The sequence below is a fragment of the Streptomyces sp. NPDC059247 genome, assembly GCF_042754005.1.
Classification (GTDB): Bacteria; Actinomycetota; Actinomycetes; order Streptomycetales; family Streptomycetaceae; genus Streptomyces.
The window spans coordinates 1-20,689 of the sequence record NZ_JBHYZW010000003.1; the positions used below are offsets into that span (position 1 = coordinate 1).

23 protein-coding genes are annotated in these 20,689 nt (G+C 71.4%); 8 read left to right on the forward strand and 15 right to left on the reverse strand.

The genetic code is table 11. The annotated features are described in order from the left end of the window. The coding region (locus ACFXGN_RS07065) for a hypothetical protein (RefSeq protein WP_384854562.1) at nt 1-276 on the forward strand (276 nt) is incomplete at its 5' end. 126 nt (nt 277-402) lie between these two features. Here ACFXGN_RS07065 and ACFXGN_RS07070 read toward each other — a convergent pair. Next, nucleotides 403-1,065 (reverse strand): DNA-3-methyladenine glycosylase, encoded by a 663-nt coding sequence (locus ACFXGN_RS07070; RefSeq protein WP_384854564.1) that lies wholly within the window; start codon nt 1,063-1,065, stop codon nt 403-405. A gap of 77 nt (nt 1,066-1,142) precedes the next feature. Between ACFXGN_RS07070 and ACFXGN_RS07075 the strand changes: the two genes are divergently transcribed. The 3 genes from ACFXGN_RS07075 (at nt 1,143) to ACFXGN_RS07085 (ending at nt 3,196) form a co-directional block, all read left to right on the forward strand. Then, the gene (locus ACFXGN_RS07075; RefSeq protein ID WP_384854567.1) at nt 1,143-1,925 is read left to right on the forward strand and encodes a sporulation protein; all 783 of its coding nucleotides are present in this window, start codon (nt 1,143-1,145) and stop codon (nt 1,923-1,925) included. A 59-nt stretch (nt 1,926-1,984) separates the two neighbouring features. Next, nucleotides 1,985-2,524 (forward strand): YbhB/YbcL family Raf kinase inhibitor-like protein, encoded by a 540-nt coding sequence (locus tag ACFXGN_RS07080; protein WP_384854569.1) that lies wholly within the window; start codon nt 1,985-1,987, stop codon nt 2,522-2,524. Between the two features lie 165 nt (nt 2,525-2,689). Then, nucleotides 2,690-3,196, forward strand: coding sequence for an HNH endonuclease (locus ACFXGN_RS07085; protein ID WP_384854572.1), 507 nt, complete (start codon nt 2,690-2,692; stop codon nt 3,194-3,196). 66 nt (nt 3,197-3,262) lie between these two features. On the opposite strand, the gene ACFXGN_RS07090 is transcribed toward ACFXGN_RS07085, so the two are convergent. The 4 genes from ACFXGN_RS07090 to ACFXGN_RS07105 all read right to left on the reverse strand — a co-directional run bounded on the left by ACFXGN_RS07090 (nt 3,263) and on the right by ACFXGN_RS07105 (nt 6,462). After that, nucleotides 3,263-4,036: a sulfite exporter TauE/SafE family protein gene (locus ACFXGN_RS07090; RefSeq protein WP_384854575.1), complete on the reverse strand. Its 774-nt coding sequence runs from the start codon at nt 4,034-4,036 to the stop codon at nt 3,263-3,265. Between the two features lie 92 nt (nt 4,037-4,128). Then, nucleotides 4,129-5,067: an SPFH domain-containing protein gene (locus ACFXGN_RS07095; protein ID WP_384854577.1), complete on the reverse strand. Its 939-nt coding sequence runs from the start codon at nt 5,065-5,067 to the stop codon at nt 4,129-4,131. A gap of 93 nt (nt 5,068-5,160) precedes the next feature. Next, nucleotides 5,161-5,589, reverse strand: a complete 429-nt coding sequence (locus ACFXGN_RS07100; RefSeq protein WP_384854580.1) for an NfeD family protein — start codon at nt 5,587-5,589, stop codon at nt 5,161-5,163. A 75-nt stretch (nt 5,590-5,664) separates the two neighbouring features. Next, nucleotides 5,665-6,462 carry an ABC transporter ATP-binding protein gene (locus ACFXGN_RS07105; RefSeq protein WP_351796318.1) on the reverse strand — a complete coding sequence of 266 codons (798 nt, stop codon included), beginning with the start codon at nt 6,460-6,462 and terminating at the stop codon, nt 5,665-5,667. 146 nt (nt 6,463-6,608) lie between these two features. On the opposite strand from ACFXGN_RS07105, the gene ACFXGN_RS07110 reads away from it, so the two are divergent. Next, nucleotides 6,609-7,394 carry a hypothetical protein gene (locus ACFXGN_RS07110; RefSeq protein ID WP_384854583.1) on the forward strand — a complete coding sequence of 262 codons (786 nt, stop codon included), beginning with the start codon at nt 6,609-6,611 and terminating at the stop codon, nt 7,392-7,394. Between the two features lie 431 nt (nt 7,395-7,825). Here ACFXGN_RS07110 and ACFXGN_RS07115 read toward each other — a convergent pair whose 3' ends face one another. From ACFXGN_RS07115 to ACFXGN_RS07125, 3 genes are all read right to left on the reverse strand, one after another. Then, entirely contained in the window at nt 7,826-8,068 is a 243-nt protein-coding gene (locus ACFXGN_RS07115) for a chaplin (protein WP_351796345.1), read from the reverse strand. 153 nt (nt 8,069-8,221) lie between these two features. After that, on the reverse strand, nt 8,222-8,866 hold the full coding sequence (locus ACFXGN_RS07120; protein WP_384854585.1) for a response regulator: 645 nt from the start codon (nt 8,864-8,866) through the stop codon (nt 8,222-8,224). Further along, the gene (locus ACFXGN_RS07125; protein WP_384854588.1) at nt 8,859-10,004 is read right to left on the reverse strand and encodes a GAF domain-containing sensor histidine kinase; all 1,146 of its coding nucleotides are present in this window, start codon (nt 10,002-10,004) and stop codon (nt 8,859-8,861) included. The genes ACFXGN_RS07120 and ACFXGN_RS07125 overlap by 8 nt, the downstream gene beginning before the upstream one ends. Before the next feature lie 427 nt (nt 10,005-10,431). Here ACFXGN_RS07125 and ACFXGN_RS07130 point away from each other — a divergent pair, with 427 nt between their 5' ends. Then, nucleotides 10,432-11,178, forward strand: a complete 747-nt coding sequence (locus ACFXGN_RS07130) for a transglycosylase SLT domain-containing protein (protein ID WP_384854590.1) — start codon at nt 10,432-10,434, stop codon at nt 11,176-11,178. 113 nt (nt 11,179-11,291) lie between these two features. Here ACFXGN_RS07130 and ACFXGN_RS07135 read toward each other — a convergent pair whose 3' ends face one another. Further along, complete coding sequence (locus ACFXGN_RS07135; protein WP_384854592.1) at nt 11,292-13,886, reverse strand: FHA domain-containing protein; 2,595 nt, start codon at nt 13,884-13,886, stop codon at nt 11,292-11,294. A 313-nt stretch (nt 13,887-14,199) separates the two neighbouring features. Here ACFXGN_RS07135 and serB point away from each other — a divergent pair, with 313 nt between their 5' ends. Next, nucleotides 14,200-15,414 (forward strand): phosphoserine phosphatase SerB, encoded by a 1,215-nt coding sequence (gene serB / locus ACFXGN_RS07140; protein ID WP_384854593.1) that lies wholly within the window; start codon nt 14,200-14,202, stop codon nt 15,412-15,414. 566 nt (nt 15,415-15,980) lie between these two features. Here the strand turns inward: serB and ACFXGN_RS07145 are convergent. The 4 genes from ACFXGN_RS07145 to ACFXGN_RS07160 form a co-directional block, all read right to left on the reverse strand. Next, nucleotides 15,981-16,499, reverse strand: a complete 519-nt coding sequence (locus ACFXGN_RS07145; protein WP_384854595.1) for a SixA phosphatase family protein — start codon at nt 16,497-16,499, stop codon at nt 15,981-15,983. 35 nt (nt 16,500-16,534) lie between these two features. Beyond that, nucleotides 16,535-16,738, reverse strand: coding sequence for a hypothetical protein (locus tag ACFXGN_RS07150; RefSeq protein WP_384854597.1), 204 nt, complete (start codon nt 16,736-16,738; stop codon nt 16,535-16,537). Nucleotides 16,739-16,895: 157 nt separating this feature from the next. Next, a complete protein-coding gene (locus ACFXGN_RS07155) occupies nt 16,896-17,012 on the reverse strand; it encodes an SGM_5486 family transporter-associated protein (RefSeq protein WP_384854599.1) in 117 nt (38 codons plus the stop codon). Between the two features lie 17 nt (nt 17,013-17,029). After that, nucleotides 17,030-18,511, reverse strand: coding sequence for a CynX/NimT family MFS transporter (locus ACFXGN_RS07160; RefSeq protein WP_384854602.1), 1,482 nt, complete (start codon nt 18,509-18,511; stop codon nt 17,030-17,032). A 63-nt stretch (nt 18,512-18,574) separates the two neighbouring features. On the opposite strand from ACFXGN_RS07160, the gene ACFXGN_RS07165 reads away from it, so the two are divergent. Further along, nucleotides 18,575-19,282 (forward strand): FadR/GntR family transcriptional regulator, encoded by a 708-nt coding sequence (locus ACFXGN_RS07165; RefSeq protein WP_384854605.1) that lies wholly within the window; start codon nt 18,575-18,577, stop codon nt 19,280-19,282. On the opposite strand, the gene ACFXGN_RS07170 is transcribed toward ACFXGN_RS07165, so the two are convergent. Both ACFXGN_RS07170 and fabI read right to left on the reverse strand, forming a co-directional pair. Beyond that, on the reverse strand, nt 19,233-19,649 hold the full coding sequence (locus ACFXGN_RS07170; protein ID WP_384854608.1) for a hypothetical protein: 417 nt from the start codon (nt 19,647-19,649) through the stop codon (nt 19,233-19,235). The genes ACFXGN_RS07165 and ACFXGN_RS07170 overlap by 50 nt on opposite strands. Nucleotides 19,650-19,908: 259 nt before the next feature. Continuing rightward, nucleotides 19,909-20,685 carry an enoyl-ACP reductase FabI gene (fabI, locus tag ACFXGN_RS07175; protein WP_384854611.1) on the reverse strand — a complete coding sequence of 259 codons (777 nt, stop codon included), beginning with the start codon at nt 20,683-20,685 and terminating at the stop codon, nt 19,909-19,911. Nucleotides 20,686-20,689 lie beyond the last annotated feature (4 nt).

A 20,689-nucleotide genomic window follows, 5' to 3' on the forward strand; every position in this document is an offset into this window, starting at 1 on the left:
TGTGTTTTACTTCAAAGGAACCTCGACCATCCGAAGATGGACGGGGTATCAACTAATCTGGCGTTGATTTTTGGCACGCTGTTGAGTTCTCAAGGAACGGACGCTTCCTTTGTACTCACCCTCTCGGGCTTTCCTCCGGGCTTCCCTTCGTGTTTCCAACCTTACCAGATCGTTTTCCGCTCCGTTTCCGGTTCGGATTTCATATCCAGTGGCCTGTTGGCGGCCTTGCCTCTCGGCGTGTTCACTACGTTAGCTGATTTCATCGGTGACTCATAATCGAGTCATTCGAATCCGAATTTCGGCACGCCGAAATAAGCCCCTGCTGGGGAGTCATCTTGAGTAGTGGGTGGCAGCTGCGGGGTGCTTGAACAAGCAGGCCCGTGTCCAGCTGCTCGGGCTACGTTAGGCGGTCGCCCGCCCGGAGTCAAGGCGGCGCTTGCGGGGCGTGTGGGGCCGGTAGGGACTGACCGTCGGATCGTCGTCGATCCAGAAGCGCCAGGGGTGCGGGGCGCCGTCGCCGCCCACACCCGTACGGGGGCCGTAGCGGACGAGTTCCGGCGCGGGCGGAGTCCCGGTCAGCAGGCCCACCGGGGCGTCCGGTCCGGCGCAGGCGTCCGTGCCGTTCAGGGAGAGACCGATGCCGAGGGCGGTCGCCAGACGGGCGGGGCCCTTCGCCAGCTCGCGGTCGGAGCGGGCCGAGCGGCGGCGTGGACGCGCCAGGTCCGCGCCCCGCAGGACCTCCCCGGCGCGCAGCAGCACCCCGCTCGCCTCGCCCTCGGGGCCGCACACCAGGTTCATGCAGTGCCACATGCCGTAGGTGAAGTAGACGTACACGTGTCCGGGCGGGCCGAACATGACGGCGTTGCGCGCGGTGCGGCCCCGGAAGGCGTGCGAGCCGGGGTCGACGGCGCCGGCGTACGCCTCCACCTCCGTGAGGCGCAGTTCCAGCACCCCTTCGGAGACACGGTGGACGAGCGTGCGGCCCAGGAGATCGGGTGCGACCTCCAGGACCGGACGGTCGAAGAAGGAACGCGGGAGCGGCGTACGGTCAGGGGTCTCGCTCATGGCGTCCGAGCGTAGTGGGGAACCGGTTACCGTCGTGGCGCGTATGTAGGGGTCAGGACCGAGAAGGAGTGAAAGTCATGGGATTCAAGAAGCTGCTCGCGAGCCTGGGCGCCGGCGGGGCCACCGTGGAGACGGTGCTCACCGAGGAGAACGTGGTCCCGGGCGGGGTCGTCCAGGGGGAGGTCCGTATCCAGGGCGGCAGCGTCGACCAGCAGATCGAGGGGCTGTCGGTCGGTCTCCAGGCGCGGGTCGAGGTCGAGGGCGGTGACCAGGAGCACAAGCAGAACATCGAGTTCGTCAAGGTGCGCCTCGGCGGTGCCTTCCAGGTGCGGGCCGGTGCGGTGCACGTGGTGCCGTTCGGTCTGGAGATCCCCTGGGAGACCCCGGTGACCTCGGTCTCCGGGCAGCAGCTGCGCGGGATGCACATCGGGGTGACGACCGAGCTGGAGATCGCCCGCGCGGTGGACTCGGGCGACCTGGACCCGATCAACGTGCACCCGCTGCCCGCGCAGCAGGCGATCCTGGACGCCTTCCTCCAGCTGGGCTTCCGTTTCAAGAGCGCGGACATGGAGCGCGGGCACATCCGGGGGACGCGGCAGCGGCTGCCGTTCTACCAGGAGATCGAGTTCTTCGCTCCGCAGCAGTACCGGGGGCTCAACCAGGTCGAGGTCAGCTTCGTCGCGGACGACCGCGAGATGGACGTCATCCTGGAGATGGACAAGAAGCCGGGTCTGTTCACGGAGGGCAGCGACTCCTTCCGCGCCTTCAAGGTCGGGCTGCACGACTTCCACACCACCGACTGGGCGGCCTACCTGAACCAGTGGCTCGCCGAGGTCGGCGGCCGTCGCAACTGGCTCTAGGCTCAGTCCCGTCAGGCTGCCGAGGCAGCGTACGGGCGTGAGGTTCGGAGGTTTTCGACGTGTCCGAGGGCAAGAGGGCGCCGCTCCCCCACGACTTCCATCCGCCGGTGGCGGCGTTCACCGTGGTGAGCGACGACATCGCACCGGGCGGGGTCCTGAAGGACGCGCAGGTGTACGCGGCGGGGAACACCTCGCCGCAACTGCGCTGGGAGGGTTTCCCGGCGGAGACGAAGAGCTTCGCCGTCACCTGCTTCGACCCGGACGCCCCGACGGGCAGCGGGTTCTGGCACTGGGTGCTGTTCGACATCCCGGCGTCGGTGACGGAGCTGCCCGTCGGCGCAGGCTCCGGTGCCTTCGAGGGACTGCCCGCCGGGGCCACGCACGTACGGAACGACTACGGGTCGAAGGACTTCGGCGGGGCGGCTCCCCCGGCGGGGGACCCGGCGCACCGGTACGTCTTCACGGTGTACGCGGTGGACAGCGAGAGGCTCGGGCCCGACGGGGACGTGTCGCCCGCGGTGGTGGGCTTCAACCTGCGCTTCCACACGCTGGGGCGCGCCCAGTTGGTCGGTGAGTACGCGGCTCCCGCGGCGGTCTGATCGTTCGTTTGTTGTTTGCCCGCTTCTGGTCTTGGAGAGATCAGAAGCGGGCATCTTTTGTTGCGCGGAAATTGCGTTGTCCGACCCCGGCCGTCCCGGCCATCGTTGATCCAGGTCCCGTCGCCCCGCCCGGGGGCCGGACCTGCACACGGGAGGTGGGCATCCATGCGGGAGACGCTGGTACTGAACGCGAGCTTCGAGCCGTTGTCGACGGTCACGCTCAACCGCGCGGTGGTGCTCGTCCTGACGGACAAGGCCGTCGTCGAGCACGCCCATCCCGATCTCCGTGTGCGGGGCGCGGCCGTCGATCTTCCGGTGCCGCGGGTGATCAGGCTCTGCCGGTACGTGCGGGTGCCCTTCCGAAGACAGGCGCCGTGGTCGAGACGGGGGGTGCTGGTGCGCGACCAGCACCGGTGCGCGTACTGCGGGCGGCGGGCGACGACCGTCGACCACGTGGTGCCGCGCGCCCAGGGGGGTGGGGACAGTTGGCTGAACACGGTCGCCTCCTGTGCCGAGGACAACCACCGCAAGGCCGACCGGACGCCCGAGCAGGCCGGGATGCCGCTGCTGCGCCAGCCGTTCGAGCCGACGCCCGCGGACGCGATGCTGCTCGCGATGCGGGCCGGTGACCGCTCCCAGCTGCCGGAGTGGCTGGCGGGGGTGGCCGCGTAACCCCTTCTCCCGCGGTGTGGGCCCGTCTTCCCCGGTGGGGGGAGGCGGGCCCTTCCGGCGTCGGGGTCAGCGCAGGGTCAGCTGGAGGATGGCGACGACGCCGACCGTGATGATCACTCCGCGCAGGACGGCGGACGGCAGTCGGCGGCCGATCTTGGCGCCGATCTGGCCGCCGAGGGTGGAGCCGACGGCGATGAGCAGGACCGCGGTCCAGTCGAAGTCGGCGACGAAGAGGAAGAAGACGGCGGCGACGGCGTTGACGAGGGCGCCGAGGATGTTCTTGACGGCGTTGATCCGCTGGAGCTCGTCATGGAGCAGCAGGCCCATGAGCGAGAGGTAGAGGACGCCCTGGGCGGCGCCGAAGTATCCGCCGTACATGCTGGCGAGGAAGAGTCCGACGAGGAGGACGGGGCCGCCGTCGGGGTGGGCCTCGGTGCCGGTCCGTTCGCGGCGGCGCTTGACGACGGCGGCGATCCGGGGCTGGAGGACGACCAGGACGAGTGCGAGTCCGATGAGGACGGGGACGATCGCGTCGAACGCCTTGGACGGCAGGGCCAGCAGCAGGATCGCGCCGATGAGGCCGCCGAGGAGGGCGGCGGTACCGAGTCGCAGGACACGGTTCTTCTGGCCCTTGAGCTCGCGCCGGTAGCCGATGGCTCCGCTGACGGAGCCGGAGACGAGTCCCAGGGCGTTGGACACGTTCGCGGTGATCGGGGGGAGTCCGGTCGCGAGGAGGACCGGGAACGTGATGAGCGTTCCCGATCCGACGATGGTGTTGATGGTGCCGGCGCCGATGCCGGCGGCGAAGACCGCCAGGGCTTCCCAGATGGACAACGCCATCTCCTTACATGGTCAGCGAGTCGCCTCCCCGCCCTGAGGTCGTCCGGGTCGAGGGGCTCGTACCGATCATGCACGAGTGTTACGTGTACGTGTCAGTCAACCGGCGGTTCGTCGCGTCGCTCGGCCCCGGCGCTCTTGGTGTTGAAGCCGGGTGCGCCGCCGGGCACGTTGCCGAAGGCGCCGGAGAGGCCCTTGAGGGCGTCGCCGATCTCGCTGGGCACGATCCAGAGCTTGTTGGCGTCGCCCTCGGCGATCTTCGGAAGCATCTGGAGGTACTGGTACGAGAGGAGCTTCTGGTCCGGGTCGCCCGCGTGGATGGCCTCGAAGACCGTGCGGACGGCCTGGGCCTCGCCCTCGGCGCGCAGGGCGGCGGCCTTGGACTCGCCCTCGGCGCGCAGGATCGCGGACTGCTTCTCGCCCTCGGCGGTGAGGATCGCGGACTGGCGGGTGCCCTCGGCGGTGAGGATCGCGGCGCGCTTGTCGCGCTCGGCGCGCATCTGCTTCTCCATCGAGTCCTGGATGGAGGTCGGCGGCTCGATGGCCTTGAGCTCGACGCGGTTGACGCGGATGCCCCACTTGCCGGTGGCCTCGTCGAGGACGCCGCGCAGGGCCGCGTTGATCTCCTCGCGGGAGGTGAGGGTGCGCTCCAGGTCCATGCCGCCGATGATGTTGCGGAGGGTGGTGACGGTGAGCTGCTCGATCGCCTGGATGTAGCTGGCGACCTCGTAGGTCGCGGCCCGCGCGTCGGTGACCTGGTAGTAGATGACCGTGTCGATGTTGACGACGAGGTTGTCCTGGGTGATCACCGGCTGCGGCGGGAACGGCACGACCTGTTCGCGCAGGTCGATCCGGTTGCGGATCGAGTCGATGAACGGGACGACGATGTTCAGCCCGGCGTTGAGCGTGCGGGTGTAGCGGCCGAAGCGCTCGACGATCGCCGCGCTCGCCTGCGGGATGACCTGGATCGTCTTGATCAGGGCGATGAAGACGAGCACCACCAGAATGATCAGGACGATGATGACTGCTGACATCGTGTTCCCCGTGCCCTTCGCTGCCGGTTGACTGCCGGGATGCTTTCGATGATCGAGTTTCGCAGACGTCGGGACGTCATGGGCGAGGTTCGGTCACATGACGACGGCGGTCGCTCCGTCGATGTCGACGACGTCGACCTGTTCGCCGGGCTCGAAGGTCTGTCCGGTGTCGAGGGTGCGGGCGGACCAGATCTCCCCGGCGAGCTTGATGCGACCGCCGTTGCCGTCGACCCGTTCGAGCACGACGGCCTGACGCCCCTTCAGCGCGTCGATCCCGGTCGCGATGCCCGGTCCGCCGCCGCGGTGGCGGGCGGCGATGGGGCGTACCACCGCGATGAGCGCCACCGAGACCACCACGAAGACGAGCACCTGGGGAACGACGCCGAAGCCCAGGGCCGCGGTCACCGCCCCCGCCACCGCTCCCACGGAGAACATGCCGAACTCCGGCATCGCGGTCAGGACCAGCGGAATGCCGAGCCCCACCGCGCCGATCAGCCACCAGATCCACGCGTCGATGTCCACCTGGTCATGGTAGGGCGGGTGGGGCCCCCTGGGACAGGGCGCGGGCGGCTGTGCGGGACGCCGGCGCCGGGTGGGTCACTTCAGGGGGAGGCCGCGGGCGGTCCAGCGGTCACCGGCGCGCTCGACGACGAGCGGCAGGCCGAAACAGTGCGAGAGGTTGCGTGAGGTCAGCTCCATCTCCACCGGGCCCGCGGCGAGGACCTTGCCCTGGCGGATCATCAGGACGTGGGTGAAGCCGGGGGCGATCTCCTCGACGTGGTGGGTGACCATGATCATGGAGGGGGCGTACGGGTCGCGGGCCAGGCGGCCGAGACGGCGGACGAGGTCCTCGCGGCCACCGAGGTCGAGACCGGCGGCGGGCTCGTCGAGCAGCAGCAGCTCGGGGTCGGTCATCATCGCGCGGGCGATCAGGGTGCGCTTGCGCTCGCCCTCGGAGAGGGTGCCGAACCTGCGGTCCAGGTAGTCGCTCATGCCGAGGCGGTCGAGGAAGGCCTTGGCGCGCTCCTCGTCGACCGGGTCGTAGTCCTCGTTCCACGTGGCGGTCATGCCGTACGCGGCGGTGAGGACGGTCTCCAGGACGGTCTGGTGCTTGGGGAGCTTCTCCGCCATGGCGATGCCCGCCATGCCGATGCGGGGACGGAGCTCGAACACGTCGGTGCCGACGCCGCCGAGCTGCTCGCCCAGGACGCGGGCGGTGCCGCGGGTGGGGAAGAGGTAGCTGGAGGCGATGTTCAGAAGGGTGGTCTTTCCGGCGCCGTTGGGTCCGAGGATCACCCAGCGCTCGCCCTCCTTGACCGACCAGGAGACCTCGTCCACCAGAGCACGTCCGTCGCGGACCACGGATACGTCCACCAGCTCCAGTACATCGCTCATGAGCGCGTTGTCTCCCCTTGCGGTCGAGTCGTGTCGTCGCCTTGCGCCGATGGGCGCGGCGTCCAGGGGAAAACCTACGTTATCGGCGGGACGGGCCGGTCCCTAGGGCTTCCTTTGGGCCGGAGAGCGCGCCCTAGTCTGGGGGGATGCTTTCTGAACCACGCTCAGGACGCCTGGCCGCATGGGGCAATGCCCTGCTGGCCGGGGAGGTGTCGCCGGACGGGGCGGCGCTGGCCATTGTCGGGGAGGACGCGGTGCACCGCGTCGAGGGGCTGCCGGGCGAGGCCGGGCAGGTGGGGTTGACGCTGGCGCTCGGGCGGCTGCGGGGGCTCGGGGTGACCGGGTGGCGGGTGGCGCTGCCCGCGCCGGGGCATCCGCTGGGGCTGAGCGGGCCGCCGGACTTCAACGCGCGCGCCCTGGAGGCGGAGGAGGCGGTGGTGGGCTTCGGCGCCCCGTACGGGCTCGTGCCCGAGGTCTCCGAGACGGGGCCCCCGGGTGACGCGCACGTGTCGGTGGTGTGGCGGTGCCTCCCGGTGCGGGAGGCGCCGCCCGCCGACGTGCCCTCGCTGGGCGAGGCGGAGCGGGAGCTGGCGGAGGGGCTGCGGGAGGCGACGGCGGTGCTGACCCGGCTGGACGTGGCGGCCTCGGGGCCGGTGGCGGACGCGGTGCGGGAGGCGTACCGGGCGCGGGCGGAGGTGGGGCGCGAGGTGCTGGCGCCGGGGTATCCGGCGCGGGCGGTGCGGGTCCTGGAGCTGGCGCAGCGGGTGGGGCTGCTGGTGGACCTGGCGTACGACCACGGGCACGGGGGCGCGGTGAGCGCCTCGGAGATGGCGGCGCGGGGGGCGGCGCTGCGGCCGGTGGAGCGGGCGGCCCGGCGGGCACAGGTGGCGGCGTACAACGCGTATGTGGAGGAGAGGGAGCGGGGGGTCTGAGGAGCCGCGCCCTCGTCTGTCCGGTGTCCGGGCGGGGCACGCGGGACTGGGACGAGGCCCTCGCCCTGAGATCCGTGCGCCCTCGCACTCTCGCGCCCTCGCCTTCGCCGGGGCGAGGGGTTGCGGGGTGGTCGGGGCGTGGTCGGGGGCGTACGGCTTCCGGGGCCGGAGTCCTGGTGGCCCTGTCTGTGTGCGGAGGGGGAGGCCGGGGCTGGTGGGAGCCTGCACTGCCTCGGGCGGCGGGGGCGTGGGGGGCGCGTGCCCTGGGTGGGCGGCTGGCCCGGGGCGTAACGGCCCGGGGGCGAGGTCCCCGGACGCGGGACCGGCCCAAGAACGGGTCCCGGACGCCGGACCGGCCCAAGAGCGGGGTCCCGGACGCGGGACCGGCCCCCGGCGGTTGCCGGGGGCCGGTCGGGTCCTGCGTGCGGTGGTCAGCCGTTGAAGGCGCCGTTGCCGAAGGCCGGGTTCAGCAGGCCGATCACGTTGACCGTGTTGCCGGAGACGTTCACGGGGACGTGGACCGGGACCTGCACCAGGTTGCCGGAGGCGACGCCCGGCGAGTGGTGGGCCTGCCCCGTGGCGTCGGCCCCGTGGGCGGAGGCGACACCGGCACCGGCGGCGACGATGCCACCGGCGACCATGGTGAGGGCGGCGGCCTTCTTGAGGTTCTTCACTGGGTACTTCCGTCCTGGTCATGGCTGCGGCCGGTCCGCCGCAGCACGCCATGGAGAACGCCGTACCTCCCGCGAGGTTGCGCCGAACGGGGGACATACACACGACGGTATGAAGTATTGAACGGTCGTGCGCCCGGCGCGTTCGGGGGCGCGTCAGTCGGTGAGGCCGTGCCGGACCGCCCAGAGGGCCGCCTGTGTGCGATCCGCGAGGTCGAGTTTCATCAGGATGTTCGAGACATGGGTCTTGACCGTCTTCTCGGAGAGGACGAGCGCGCGGGCGATCTCGCGGTTGGAGCGGCCGTCCGCGATCAGGCCGAGCACCTCGCGCTCCCGCTCGGTGAGGGTCGAGCCCCGGCCGGTGCCGCCCGGCGAGTCCTCCTGGGAGAGGAGCGCGCCCGCGACCTCGGGCTGGAGCAGCACGTGCCCGGCGTGGACCGAGCGGATCGCGCCGGCCAGCGCGTCCGGGTCGATGTCCTTGTAGACGTATCCGGAGGCACCGGCGCGGAGCGCGGGCACCACCGTGCGCTGCTCGGTGAAGCTGGTGACGACGAGGACCCTGGCGGGGTTGGCGAGCCCGCGGAGCCGCTTCAGCGCCTCCATGCCGTCGGTGCCGGGCATCTTCACGTCCATGAGGATCACGTCGGGGCGCAGCTCCTCGGCCCTGGCGACGCCCTCGGCGCCGTCGGACGCCTCCCCCACGACCTCTATGTCGTCCTGCACCTCCAGGAAGGTGCGCAGTCCCCTGCGGACGACCTGGTGGTCGTCGACCAGCAGGACGCGGATCCGCTTGTCAGCCACCGGGTACCTCCATCTCGATCGTGGTGCCCTCGCCCCGGGCCGAGGTCACGGTGAGCGATCCGCCGACGCCGCCCGCCCGGTCCCGCATGGAGACGAGGCCGAGGTGGCGGCCCGCGCTGCGGACCGTACGCGGGTCGAAGCCCTTGCCGTCGTCGGTGACGGTCAGCCGGGCTCCCTGGCCCGCGCGGGCCAGGGAGACGGCGACCTGTCCCGCCTCCGCGTGCCGCAGGGCGTTGTGCAGGGCTTCCTGGGCGACGCGGAGCACGGCCTCCTCCTGGGCGGCCGGCAGGGCCCTGGTGCCGGTGCTCTCGAAGGTGACGCGGGCGCTGTGGGCGCGGTCGAGGACCTGGATCTGGGTACGGAGGGTGTGGACGAGGCCGTCCTCGTCGAGGGCCGCGGGGCGGAGCTCGACGACGGCGGCCCGCAGTTCGTCGGCGGCCTCGGCGGCGAGCGCGGCGACCTGCTGGAGCTCGTCCTTGGCGCGGGCGGGGTCGCGGTCGACGAGGGCGGCGGCGGCCTGGGCGGTCAGCCGGAGGGAGAAGAGCTTCTGGCTGACGGCGTCGTGCAGCTCGTGGGCGAGACGGGAGCGCTCCTCGGCGATGGTCAGCTCGCGGCTGCGCTCGTAGAGGCGCGCGTTGGTGAGGGCGATGGCCGCGTGCTGGGCGAGGATCGAGAGGAGTTCCTCGTCCTCGGCGGTGAAGCCGCAGCGGCCGTCCTCCTTGGGGCAGCGCTTGTTGGCGAGGAAGAGGGCGCCGAGGGTCTCGTCGCCGTCCCGGACGGGCAGGCCGAGGAAGTCGGACATCTCGGGGTGGGCGTCCGGCCAGCCCTCGAAGCGGGGGTCGCGGCGGACGTCGGCGAGCCGCTCGGGCTCGGCCTTGTGGAGCATCGCGGCCAGGATGCCGTGCTGCCGGGGCAGCGGGCCGATCGCCTTCCACTGCTCGTCGCTGACGCCGTCGACCACGAACTGGGCGAAGCCCCCGTGGTCGTCGGGGACGCCCAGGGCCGCGTACTCGGCGTCGAGGAGCTCGCGGGCGGAGGCCACGATCGTCTTGAGGACGTCACGGACCTCCAGGTGTCTGCTCATCGCGAGGAGGGCGGTGCTCACGGCGGCCAGGCCGGAGCTGGGTCGATGGCTCATGTGTTCACCGTACCGGCGGGTCGTGACACTGCGTATCCGTCCGGGGACCTCGGCGGACGGGACCCGGGACCTAGGTCGCAGGGCCCCCGGGACCTTCTCCCCCTGAAGGAGGAGAACGCTCACCGAATGCGTTGCTTCAGCAACGTGGGGTGAGTTCGAGGTAGGGGCGGTGTGAGCCCGCGCATAGGACGCACATCACTTACGAAGCGGCCTAGTGGGCGCTCCACGGTGGCCCCAGAGCGGGGTGAGTCGGACATCAGGACCCTTCCGTGGTCCCTGCACAGGCCCCTGATCCACTACCCGGGATCGTAGGTCGCACCTTTGCCACAGTGTTTTGCCGCCGCTAAGAATTGCCCTCGTCGCCGCCGAGCAGGCGCAGCGCCGCCCCGGCCGAGCGACCCCCAGCGATTCGAAGAGGTAGTCCGTTATGTCTGCGAACACCCCTGGCCACAGTCGTGGTCTGAAGAAGACCCACAAGGCCGCCGCCGCCGGTGTGGCCGCTCTCGCTGCCGGGGCCCTCGCGCTCTCCCTCGTCCCGGGGAACGGCGGCACCGAGACGGAGCCGCAGGCCCTCTCCGGGGCACAGCGGGTCTCCTGGTCGTACGACGCGAACAGCCCGCAGGCGAAGGCGCTGGCCGCCAGCATCGCCGACCAGCAGAGCACGATCGGGCTGAAGGCCAAGCAGGAGGCCGAGGCGAAGGCCACGGCGGACGCGAAGGCGAAGGCGGACGCCCGCGCCAGGACCGAGGCGAAGGCCAAGGCCGACGCCCGGGTCAAGGCGCAGGCCGCCGCGCAGAAGCGCGCCGCCGAGCAGACGGCCGCGAACCGTTCCGTGGCCCGCACCCCGGTCTTCGCGAACAACCTCGACGGCTGGATCCGCGAGGCCCTGTTCATCATGGACAAGCACAACATCCCGGGCAGCTACAACGGCCTGCACAAGAACATCATGCGCGAGTCCAGCGGCAACCCCCGCGCCATCAACAACTGGGACATCAACGCCGTCAACGGCGTCCCGTCCAAGGGTCTGCTCCAGGTCATCTACCCGACCTTCAAGGCGTACCACGTGCCCGGCACCCCCTTCGACCAGTACCACCCGGTCGCCAACATCGTCGCCGCCGCCAACTACGCGGCCGACCGCTACGGCTCGATCGACAACGTCAACAGCGCGTACTGAGCCCGCGCGGACCACGCCGGGTCCGCCGCTCCGCGCCGTCGTACGCCGAAGGGCGGCACCCCGGGTCAGGGGTGCCGCCCTTCGGCGTGCGGACCGCGCTGTGCGGCCGACGGCTACTTGCGCATGACCTCGGGCTCGTGGCGGCGCAGCAGGCGCGCGACCAGGACGCAGCAGACCGTCGCCATCAGGAGCTGGACGCCGAGGTCCAGGCTCCACTGGCCGACCGAGTGCTCCCACAGCGGGTCGGTCTCGAGCGGGTTGTCGCGGTCCCACGGCGGCATCAGGTGCCCCAGATCGAGCGTGGCGCCCGCGCCCGCGATGGCCCAGCGGGACGGCATCAGCCAGGCGAACTGCTCCAGGCCGGGAGAGCCGTAGACCTGGAAGAGGACGCCGGTGAAGACGACCTGGACGATCGCGAACATGACCAGCAGCGGCATGGTCTTCTCGGCGGTCTTCACCAGCGCGGAGATGACCAGGCCGACCATCATCGAGGTCAGGCCGAGGGCGATGACCTGGACGCACAGCTCGACGGCCGGGGGCATGAGGAGGCCCTCGGCGGGCAGCGCCCGGGTGGAGAAGCCGATGCCGCAGATGATGACGCCCTGGATCGCGGTGATCACGCCCAGCACGATGACCTTGGACATCAGGTACGCCGAGCGGGACAGGCCGGTGGCCCGCTCGCGCTCGTAGATGACCCGTTCCTTGATCAGCTCGCGGACGGAGTTGGCCGCGCCGCTGAAGCACATGCCGACCGCGAGGATCAGCATGATCGTTCCGGCGTCGCTGTTGAAGCGGGCCGGAGGCTTGGGCGCGCCGAGGCCGAAGTCGGCCGGGATGACCACCGAGACCGCGCCGAGCACGGCCGGGAGGATGACCATCAGGGCCAGGAAGCCCCGGTCGGAGGCGATCACCGAGACGTAGCGGCGGATCAGGGTCCACAGCTGGGAGCCCCAGCCCTGCGGCTTCGGCGGCCGGACCATCGCCTGGTGCGGCATCTGCACGGGCTGGGCGGCGACGGCGTCGATGTCCGCGGCGTACAGCTGGTAGTGCTGCGAGCCCTTCCAGCGGCCCGCCCAGTCGTAGTCGCGGTAGTTCTCGAAGGCGGAGAAGACATCGGCCCAGGTGGAGTAGCCGAAGAAGTTCAACGCCTCCTCCGGCGGGCCGAAGTACGCCACGGAGCCGCCGGGGGCCATCACCAGGAGCTTGTCGCACAGGCCCAGCTCGGCCACCGAGTGGGTGACGACGAGGACCGTGCGGCCGTCGTCGGCGAGGCCGCGGAGCAGCTGCATGACATCGCGGTCCATGCCCGGGTCGAGACCGGAGGTCGGCTCGTCCAGGAAGATCAGCGAGGGCTTGGTGAGCAGCTCCAGGGCGACCGAGACGCGCTTGCGCTGGCCGCCGGAGAGGGAGGTGACCCTCTTCTCCTTGTGGATGTCGAGCTTCAGCTCGCGCAGCACCTCGTCGATCCGGGCCTCGCGCTCGGCCGTGGCGGTGTCGCCGGGGAAGCGGAGCTTGGCCGCGTAGCGCAGGGCCTTCTGGACGGTCAGCTCCTTGTGCAGGATGTCGTCCTGCGGGACCAGACCGATGCGCTGGCGCAGCTCGGCGAACTGCTTGTAGAGGCTCCGGTTGTCGTAGAGGACGTCGCCCTCGTTGGCCGGGCGGTAGCCGGTCAGGGCCTTGAGGAGGGTGGACTTTCCGGAGCCGGACGGGCCGATGACGCCGATCAGCGACTTCTCCGGGACGCCGAAGGAGACGTCCTTGAGGATCTGCTTGCCGCCGTCGACGGTGACCGTGAGGTGGCGGGCGGAGAAGGAGACCGAGCCGGTGTCGACGAACTCTTCGAGTCGGCCTTCGACGATCCGGAAGGTCGAGTGGCCGACGCCGACGATGTCCTGCGGTCCGAGGACGGCGGCGCCGCCCTTGGGGATCGGCTGGCCGTTGACGTACGTGCCGTTGTGCGAGCCGAGGTCGCGGATCTCGAAGCGCCCGTCGGGCGTCGAGCGGAACTCGGCGTGGTGGCGGGAGACCTGGAGGTCGGAGACGACCAGCTCGTTCTCGAGCGCACGGCCGATCCGCATGACGCGGCCCAGCGCCAGCTGGTGGAAGGTGGTCGGGCTGCGGTCGGCGTAGGCCGACGACGCCCCCGCGACGCCGTCGGGGCCCTGCTGGTGCGGCATCGGCTGGTGCGGAACCTGCTGATGGGGTACCTGCTGGTGCGGTGCCTGCGGCTGCGCGGGCGGGACCTGCTGCCAGCCCTGCTGCTGCGGCGCCTGCTGCGGCGGGCCGTCGTGCCCGGCCCACTCCGCCCGCTCGGCCGGCTGGTGGGCCGGGACCTGCTGGGCCACCGGAGACTGCTGCGGCGGCGGCTGGGCCTGAGCCTGCTGCGGCTGCTGGGCCTGCTGTCCGGCGGCGGCGAGATTCAGCCGCGGGCCGTCGGTCGCGTTGCCCAGGTGGACGGCCGAGCCGGGGGCGATCTCCATCTGGTGGATCCGCTGCCCCCGCAGGAACGTGCCGTTGGTGGAGCCGTGGTCCTCGATGACCCAACTCCGGCCGCCCCAGCTGATGGTGGCGTGGCGCCACGAGACCCTGGCGTCGTCGATGACCAGGTCACCCTGTGGATCACGGCCCAGGGTGTACGACCTGGACGGGTCGAGCGTCCAGGTTCTTCCGTTCAATTCCAGTACGAGTTCCGGCACTCCATGCCCCACTACTTGTCCCCCGATGTACCCCCGTCGCCGGGAGTCCAGGGATGGCGAACATCCGGGGGGAACTATTTCAGGCCCGGTCCCCTCTCCGGAAGTCGGGCCGGGGCGCGGACCGGCGGAACCTCCGCCCCGTCGTTCCGCCCGCTCTGGCTTCTTCCTTCTTCCGCCTTCTTCCGCCCGCGCGCCCGTTCGCTTCCGCCCGCGCGCCCGCGCGTACCCCACGGGGTCCTCCGGGGCAGCCGCGCGACCACTCGGGTGTCCGCTGGGCGGGACGGGGGGCCGGGGGGCGGGGCGTGCCCGATACGGTGGAAGCACCATGAGCGCATCGCAGACCTCAGACGTTCCCACCCTTCTCGTCAAGATCTTCGGGAAGGACCGTCCCGGGATCACCGCGGGACTCTTCGACACCCTCGCCGCCTACTCCGTCGACGTCGTGGACATCGAGCAGGTCGTCTCCCGCGGCCGTCTCGTCCTGTGCGCGCTCGTCACCGAGCCGACCGTCGCCCCGCAGGGCGAGCTCCGGGCCACCGTGCACAGCTGGGCCGAGTCCATGAAGCTCCAGGCCGAGATCATCTCCGGCACCGGTGACAACCGCCCCCGGGGCGAGGGACGCTCGCACGTCACCGTGCTGGGCAACCCGCTGACCTCGGAGCAGACCGCGGCCATAGCGGCCAGGATCACGGAGTCCGGCGGCAACATCGACCGCATCTTCCGGCTGGCGAAGTACCCGGTCACGGCGGTCGAGTTCGCCGTCTCCGGCTGTGGGACCGAGCCGCTGCGGACGGCGCTGGCCACCGAGGCGCACACCATCGGCGTCGATGTGGCCGTGGTCTCCGCCGGGCTGCACCGGCGGGCCCAGCGGCTCGTCGTCATGGACGTCGACTCGACGCTGATCCAGGACGAGGTGATCGAGCTCTTCGCGGCGCACGCGGGCTGCGAGGACAAGGTCGCCGAGGTGACCGAGGCGGCGATGCGCGGGGATCTGGACTTCGAGCAGTCCCTGCACGCGCGGGTGGAGCTGCTGGCCGGGCTCGACGCCTCCGTGGTCGAGAAGGTCCGCGCCGAGGTGCGGCTCACGCCCGGGGCCAGGACCCTGATCCGTACGCTCAAGCGGCTCGGCTACCAGGTGGGGGTCGTCTCCGGGGGGTTCACCCAGGTCACGGACGATCTGAAGGAACAGCTCGGGCTCGACTTCGCCTCCGCCAACACCCTGGAGATCGTGGACGGCAGGCTCACCGGGCGGGTGACCGGCGAGATCGTGGACCGGGCGGGCAAGGCACGGCTGCTGCGCCGGTTCGCCGAGGAGGCGGGTGTGCCGCTGGCGCAGACGGTGGCGATCGGCGACGGGGCGAACGATCTGGACATGCTGAACGCCGCCGGGCTCGGGGTGGCGTTCAACGCGAAGCCGGTGGTGCGGCGGGCCGCGGACACGGCGGTGAACGTGCCGTTCCTGGACACCGTGCTCTACCTCCTGGGGATCACCCGCGAGGAGGTCGAGGCCGCGGACGGCGGCGAGGACCTGCTGCACTGAGCGGGGGCTGCCGTACCGGGTGGGCACCTGCCGCGCGGAAGCCGGGCAGGTCCCGGGCGGAAGCGGAAGTCGTACGGGAGAGGGGCCCGGTCGTCGTCGGACGGCCGGGCCCTTCGTCGTACCGCGCTCCGTCACGCGCCGGGCGGCCCGCCGGGACCGGGGCTCTGGCCTGCGGGGTCCGGGCCGTACGGAGTCACGCCGTACGGGTCAGGGCCGTACGGGTCAGGGCCGTCACGCCGTACGGGGCAGGGCCGTACGGGATCCGGGGCGGACCGCTCCGGGCCGTACGGGATCCGGCGCGCCAGGCACGTGGAAGGGCGGCTCCGGCAGCCGGGCAGAGCACGGAGCCGTGGGGGCGGGCCCGGGAGCACCTGGATCAGGACACGTGCACGGGCGCCTTCCCCACGGCGGGTCACCTGAGCGGGCTCGAAAGCGCCGGGTTCGGGACCGCTGCCCGGACGTCCTCCCGGCAGCGGTCACCGGGGGCGGGCTCCGGAACACCGGGCTCAGGAACACCAGGCTCAGGAACACCAGGCTCCGGAGCTCCGGGCTCCGGAGCTCCGGGCTCAGGCGTGCGGCGTCCAGAAGTCGGCCAGGCGGCCGACGCCGTGCTCGACCGACTTCCACGGGCCGTCGAAGGTGAGGACGGCGAAGGCGGAGGTCGGGAAGCCGCTGCGGTTCATCCGGGCCTGGGCGTCTCCCTCGGCCTCGCCCGCGAGGGCGTCGGCGAGCGCGTGCATCCCCGGGTTGTGACCGATGACCAGGAGGTCGGAGACCTCGTCCGGCACCTCGTTGAGCAGGGCGATGAGCTCACCGAGCGAAGCCTCGTACAACCGCTCCTCGTACACGGTCCTGGGGCGCTCCGGCAGTGCCTGGACGGCCAGCTTCCAGGTCTCGCGCGTTCTGAGGGCGGTCGAGCAGAGGGCCAGGTCGAAGCCGATGCCGGTCCCGGCGAGCTTGCGGCCGACCAGGGGGGCGTCCGCGCGGCCTCGCTCGGCGAGGGGGCGCTCGTGGTCCGACTCCTGGTTCCAGTCCGCCTTGGCGTGTCGGAGCAGCGCGATCCTGCGGGGTGTGTCGACGCTCATGGTGCTCAGCTTCGCATGAAACAGGCCGTGTCGACTCAGAGAGAGAGCGTTTGCTGAACCCGCTCCAGGAACCCTCCGACCCCATGGGCCCCGAGGGGCGCCTGGGACTCTCCCGACCCGGTCACCAGGAGCAGCAGGGCGAGGAACGCGGCCACCGGAAGGGCCAGGGCCCACCAGGGCAACCGGGTGTCGACGCCGCTCGCCGTGGGCCGGGCCCGGGTGTGCGTATGGGCCGACATGACCGCCTCCATGGGTGAGAGTCTCCGTTTTCCCTGTGTCTCCAACCTAGGGATCGCGGACCCTCCGGCCCATCAGGTGATCCACCCACTTCACCCTGAGACGCGCCCCCTAGGGGATGCGGGGGTTACCCCCACCCCGGGGCGGGGCGCCGGGGGTTCAGGGGGAGGCGAGGGAGGCGATGACGGCGATGACGACCGTGATGCCGATCATGGCGCCGAAGACGATGAGCAGCTTCTTCTGGCCGTTGGGGGGATTGGGTTCGAGGACTGGCATGGGAACAGTCTCGCATCTCAGCATTCGTCCTCGACCGTCCGGTCCCTCCCCGCCAGGGTGCCGACGATCATCTGCGGGATCATCAGTCCGCCCATGAGCGCGATCGGCAGTCCCCAGCCGCCGCTGTGCTGGTAGAGCACGCCGACGAGGAGGGGGCCGGGGATCGAGATGAGGTAGCCGACGCTCTGCGCGAAGGCCGAGAGCCGGACGACTCCGACGCCGGTGCGCGAGCGCATCCCGATCATGGTGAGGGCCAGCGGGAAGGCGCAGTTGGAGATGCCGAGGAGGACGGCCCAGGCCCAGGCTCCCCCGGCCGGGGCGAGGAACAGGCCGGTGTAGCCGGTGAGTCCGCAGAGTCCGAGCGCGACGACGATCGGGCCCTGGGCCTTCATCCGGCTCGCGACCCGGGGTATGACGAAGGCGAGCGGGACGCCCATGACCATGGTGACGGCCAGGAGCACGCCCGCGGTGGAGGCGGAGACGCCCGCGTCACGGAAGATCTGCGGCATCCAGCCCATGGTGATGTAGGCGCCGGTCGCCTGGAGTCCGAAGAACACGGCGAGCGCCCAGGCGGTGGGACTGCGGCCGACGCGCGGGGCAGCGGCGGACGCGACCGGGCCGGAGCCGCCGACGGGCGTGGCCCCGGCGGGGGCGGTACCGGCCGGTGCGCCCGGGGTGGTGGCGGTGTTCGTGGCGCGGTCGCGCACCAGCGGCAGCCAGGGCAGTACGGCGAGGGCCGCGAGGACCGCCCAGATGCCGAGGCCGAGGCGCCAGTCGCCGCCGAGGGCCGCGGTCACGGGGACGGTGGCGGCGGCGGCGAGGGAGGTGCCGAGGGCCAGCGCCATGGAGTAGAGGCCGGTCATGCTGCCGACGCGGTCGGGGAAGTACCTCTTGACGATGACGGGCATCAGGATGTTGCTGACGGCGATGCCCATGAGGGCGAGGGCGCTGGCGGCCAGGAAGGCGGGGGTGCCGGTGGCGAAGGACCGCAGGAGCAGACCGGCGAAGATCGCGGCCATGCCCGCGCAGACGACGGCGGCGGGGCCGAAGCGGCGGGCGAGGCGCGGGGCCGTGATGCCGAAGACCGCGAAGCAGAGCGGCGGCACGGAGGTCAGGACCCCGGCGAGGCTGCCGCTCATGTGCAGGTCGGCGCTGACGTCTTCGAGGAGGGCGCCGAGGCTGGTGATGGCGGGGCGCAGGTTCAGCGCGGCGAGGACGAGGCCGACGGTGACGAGGCCGAGGGTCCAGCGGAGCGCCGGGGCGGGGGCGGCAGAGTCGGCGGCGGCCGTTCCGTTCGCCTTCGCGGAAGCGACCGGTGCGGAGGCGGCCGGTGCGGAGGCGGCCGGTGCGGAAGTGACCGGTGCGGAAGTGACCGGTGGTGCGGAGATGACCGGTGTGGAGACGGTCGGTGTGGAGACGGTCGCGCCGACGGCACCGTCCGCGGCGGGGCTCCCGGCCGGTCGTGCGGCGGGGTCGAGGGTCTTCGGCTCGTCTGGCATGAGGCCATCATAGAATCATGGGATGATTGATTGTCCAATCTCGAACGAACGGAAGGTGTTTCCATGGCCCTCGGTCACCCGCGGCGCGCAGGTCTCTCCGATCAGGTGATCGCCGAGCTGCGGAACCAGATCACCTCGGGCGAGTGGCCGGTGGGTTCCCGCATCCCGACCGAACCCGAGCTGGTCGAGCAGCTCGGGGTGGCCCGCAACACGGTCCGCGAGGCGGTGCGGGCGCTCGCCCACAACGGACTCCTCGACATCCGCCAAGGCTCGGGGACGTACGTCATCGCCACCAGCGAGCTGGCGGGCGTCATGCACCGCCGCTTCGCGGGCTCCGACCCCCGGCACGTCGCCGAGCTGCGCTCGACACTGGAGTCCACCGCCGCCCGGCTCGCCGCCGCCCGGCGCACCGAGCGGGACCTGAAGCAGCTCGACGCGCTCCTCCTGCGACGGGAGGAGGCGTGGGAGTCCGGGGACGCGGAGCGGTTCGTGACCGTGGACGCCGCCTTCCACCACGCGGTCGTCGCCGCCTCGGGCAACGAGGTGCTGACCGAGCTCTACGCCGACCTGGGCGATCTGCTGCGGCAGTGGCTGCGCGACGACATCGGGCAGGTGCTGCGGCCGGAGAACCACATGGACCACGCGCGGCTGGTGGACGCCGTCCGGGAGGGCGACGCCGAGCGGGCGGGCGCGGAGGCGGCCGGTTACCCCTTCATGTGCCTCAGGAGCCCCGTACCGGAGCCGGAGTCCGGTCCGCGGGCTGGTGGGTGAGCCAGGCGGCCCGGACCTCCTTCCAGCAGCGGCCGTCGAGCCGGCCGTAGTCGGCGGGGCCGACCTCCACCGGGGTGCTGTCGGTGTCCACGTCCCACCAGCGGTCGCACTCGACGTGCAGCCGGACCCGGTCGGTGACGAGGTAAGGGTTCTGGCAGTGCGCGGTGACGTGGGAGCCCCGCACCACGGTCCGGCAGGAGGCGCCGAAGTTCTCCGGCTCCCCGCCCTCCCCGCTCCGCGCCGGGGCGGCGGCGGGAAGGTCCTCGGCGGGGGCGGGCGCGGCCCGCACCTCGGCGGCGACGGCCATGCCGGTGAAGAGGACCGCGACGGAGGCGGTGACACCGAGTCCTTGCCGGGTGACGCGCATGTCCGCACCTCCTCCCCACCCGTAGCAGGAACATCACGCTCCGCCCATTTTGGGCTGGTTCGCGTGACTTTTCGAGTCGGGCAGGAGTTGCGGAACGCCCAGGGCCGTGCACCGCCCGGCGGGGGGCGGACGCACGGCCCTGGGGCGTCACGGAGACCGTGACGGGAGGAACGGGACGGACGGAAGGGTCCGGGCCCGCTCAGGCGTGACGCGGAACGGCCGCACGGGGCACCGGACGGTCACACGAGGTGTCGTACGGTCACGCGCCGATCGCGTGCAGACCGCCGTCGACGTGGATGATCTCGCCCGTCGTCATCGGGAACCAGTCGGAGAGCAGCGCCACGATGCCGCGGCCGGCCGGCTCCGGGTCGGCGAGGTCCCACTCCAGCGGGGAGCGGCTGTCCCAGACGGAGGCGAGCCCGTCGAAGCCCGGGATGGACTTGGCGGCCATCGACCCCAGCGGACCCGCCGAGATCAGGTTGCAGCGGATGTTCTGCTTGCCCAGGTCACGGGCCATGTAACGGCTGGTGGCCTCCAGGGCCGCCTTGGTCGGGCCCATCCAGTCGTACTGCGGCCAGGCGTACTGCGCGTCGAAGGTGAGGCCGACGACGGAGCCGCCCTCGGTCATCAGCGGCAGCAGCGCCACCGTCAGGGACTTCAGCGAGAAGGCCGAGACGTGCATGGCGGTGGCGACCGACTCGAACGGCGTGTGGAGGAAGTTGCCGCCGAGCGCGTCCTGCGGGGCGAAGCCGATCGAGTGCACGATGCCGTCGAGACGGTCACCGAGGTGCTCGCGGACCTGGCCTTCGAGGCGCGCGAGGTGTTCGTCGTTGGAGACGTCGAGCTCCAGGACCTTGACCTTGTCGGGGTGGGGCAGCTTCCTGGCGATGCGCTCGGTCAGCGACGGCCGGGGCCAGGCGGTGAGGATGATCTCCGCGCCCTGCTCCTGGGCCAGCTTCGCGGCGTGGAAGGCGATGGAGGACTCCATCAGCACACCGGTGATCAGGATGCGCTTGCCCTCGAGAATTCCGCTCATGTGA

Coding starts and splice junctions, on each gene's coding strand:
- ACFXGN_RS07170 (WP_384854608.1), bottom strand. CDS start 19,649: ATGCGCGTCACCCGGCAAGGACTCGGTGTCACCGCCTCCGTCGCGGTC.
- ACFXGN_RS07130 (WP_384854590.1), top strand. CDS start 10,432: ATGTCTGCGAACACCCCTGGCCACAGTCGTGGTCTGAAGAAGACCCAC.
- ACFXGN_RS07090 (WP_384854575.1), bottom strand. CDS start 4,036: ATGGCGTTGTCCATCTGGGAAGCCCTGGCGGTCTTCGCCGCCGGCATC.
- ACFXGN_RS07070 (WP_384854564.1), bottom strand. CDS start 1,065: ATGAGCGAGACCCCTGACCGTACGCCGCTCCCGCGTTCCTTCTTCGAC.
- fabI (WP_384854611.1), bottom strand. CDS start 20,685: ATGAGCGGAATTCTCGAGGGCAAGCGCATCCTGATCACCGGTGTGCTG.
- serB (WP_384854593.1), top strand. CDS start 14,200: ATGAGCGCATCGCAGACCTCAGACGTTCCCACCCTTCTCGTCAAGATC.
- ACFXGN_RS07165 (WP_384854605.1), top strand. CDS start 18,575: ATGGCCCTCGGTCACCCGCGGCGCGCAGGTCTCTCCGATCAGGTGATC.
- ACFXGN_RS07095 (WP_384854577.1), bottom strand. CDS start 5,067: ATGTCAGCAGTCATCATCGTCCTGATCATTCTGGTGGTGCTCGTCTTC.
- ACFXGN_RS07075 (WP_384854567.1), top strand. CDS start 1,143: ATGGGATTCAAGAAGCTGCTCGCGAGCCTGGGCGCCGGCGGGGCCACC.
- ACFXGN_RS07085 (WP_384854572.1), top strand. CDS start 2,690: ATGCGGGAGACGCTGGTACTGAACGCGAGCTTCGAGCCGTTGTCGACG.
- ACFXGN_RS07110 (WP_384854583.1), top strand. CDS start 6,609: ATGCTTTCTGAACCACGCTCAGGACGCCTGGCCGCATGGGGCAATGCC.
- ACFXGN_RS07155 (WP_384854599.1), bottom strand. CDS start 17,012: ATGCCAGTCCTCGAACCCAATCCCCCCAACGGCCAGAAGAAGCTGCTC.
- ACFXGN_RS07105 (WP_351796318.1), bottom strand. CDS start 6,462: ATGAGCGATGTACTGGAGCTGGTGGACGTATCCGTGGTCCGCGACGGA.
- ACFXGN_RS07160 (WP_384854602.1), bottom strand. CDS start 18,511: ATGCCAGACGAGCCGAAGACCCTCGACCCCGCCGCACGACCGGCCGGG.
- ACFXGN_RS07150 (WP_384854597.1), bottom strand. CDS start 16,738: ATGTCGGCCCATACGCACACCCGGGCCCGGCCCACGGCGAGCGGCGTC.
- ACFXGN_RS07125 (WP_384854588.1), bottom strand. CDS start 10,004: ATGAGCCATCGACCCAGCTCCGGCCTGGCCGCCGTGAGCACCGCCCTC.
- ACFXGN_RS07145 (WP_384854595.1), bottom strand. CDS start 16,499: ATGAGCGTCGACACACCCCGCAGGATCGCGCTGCTCCGACACGCCAAG.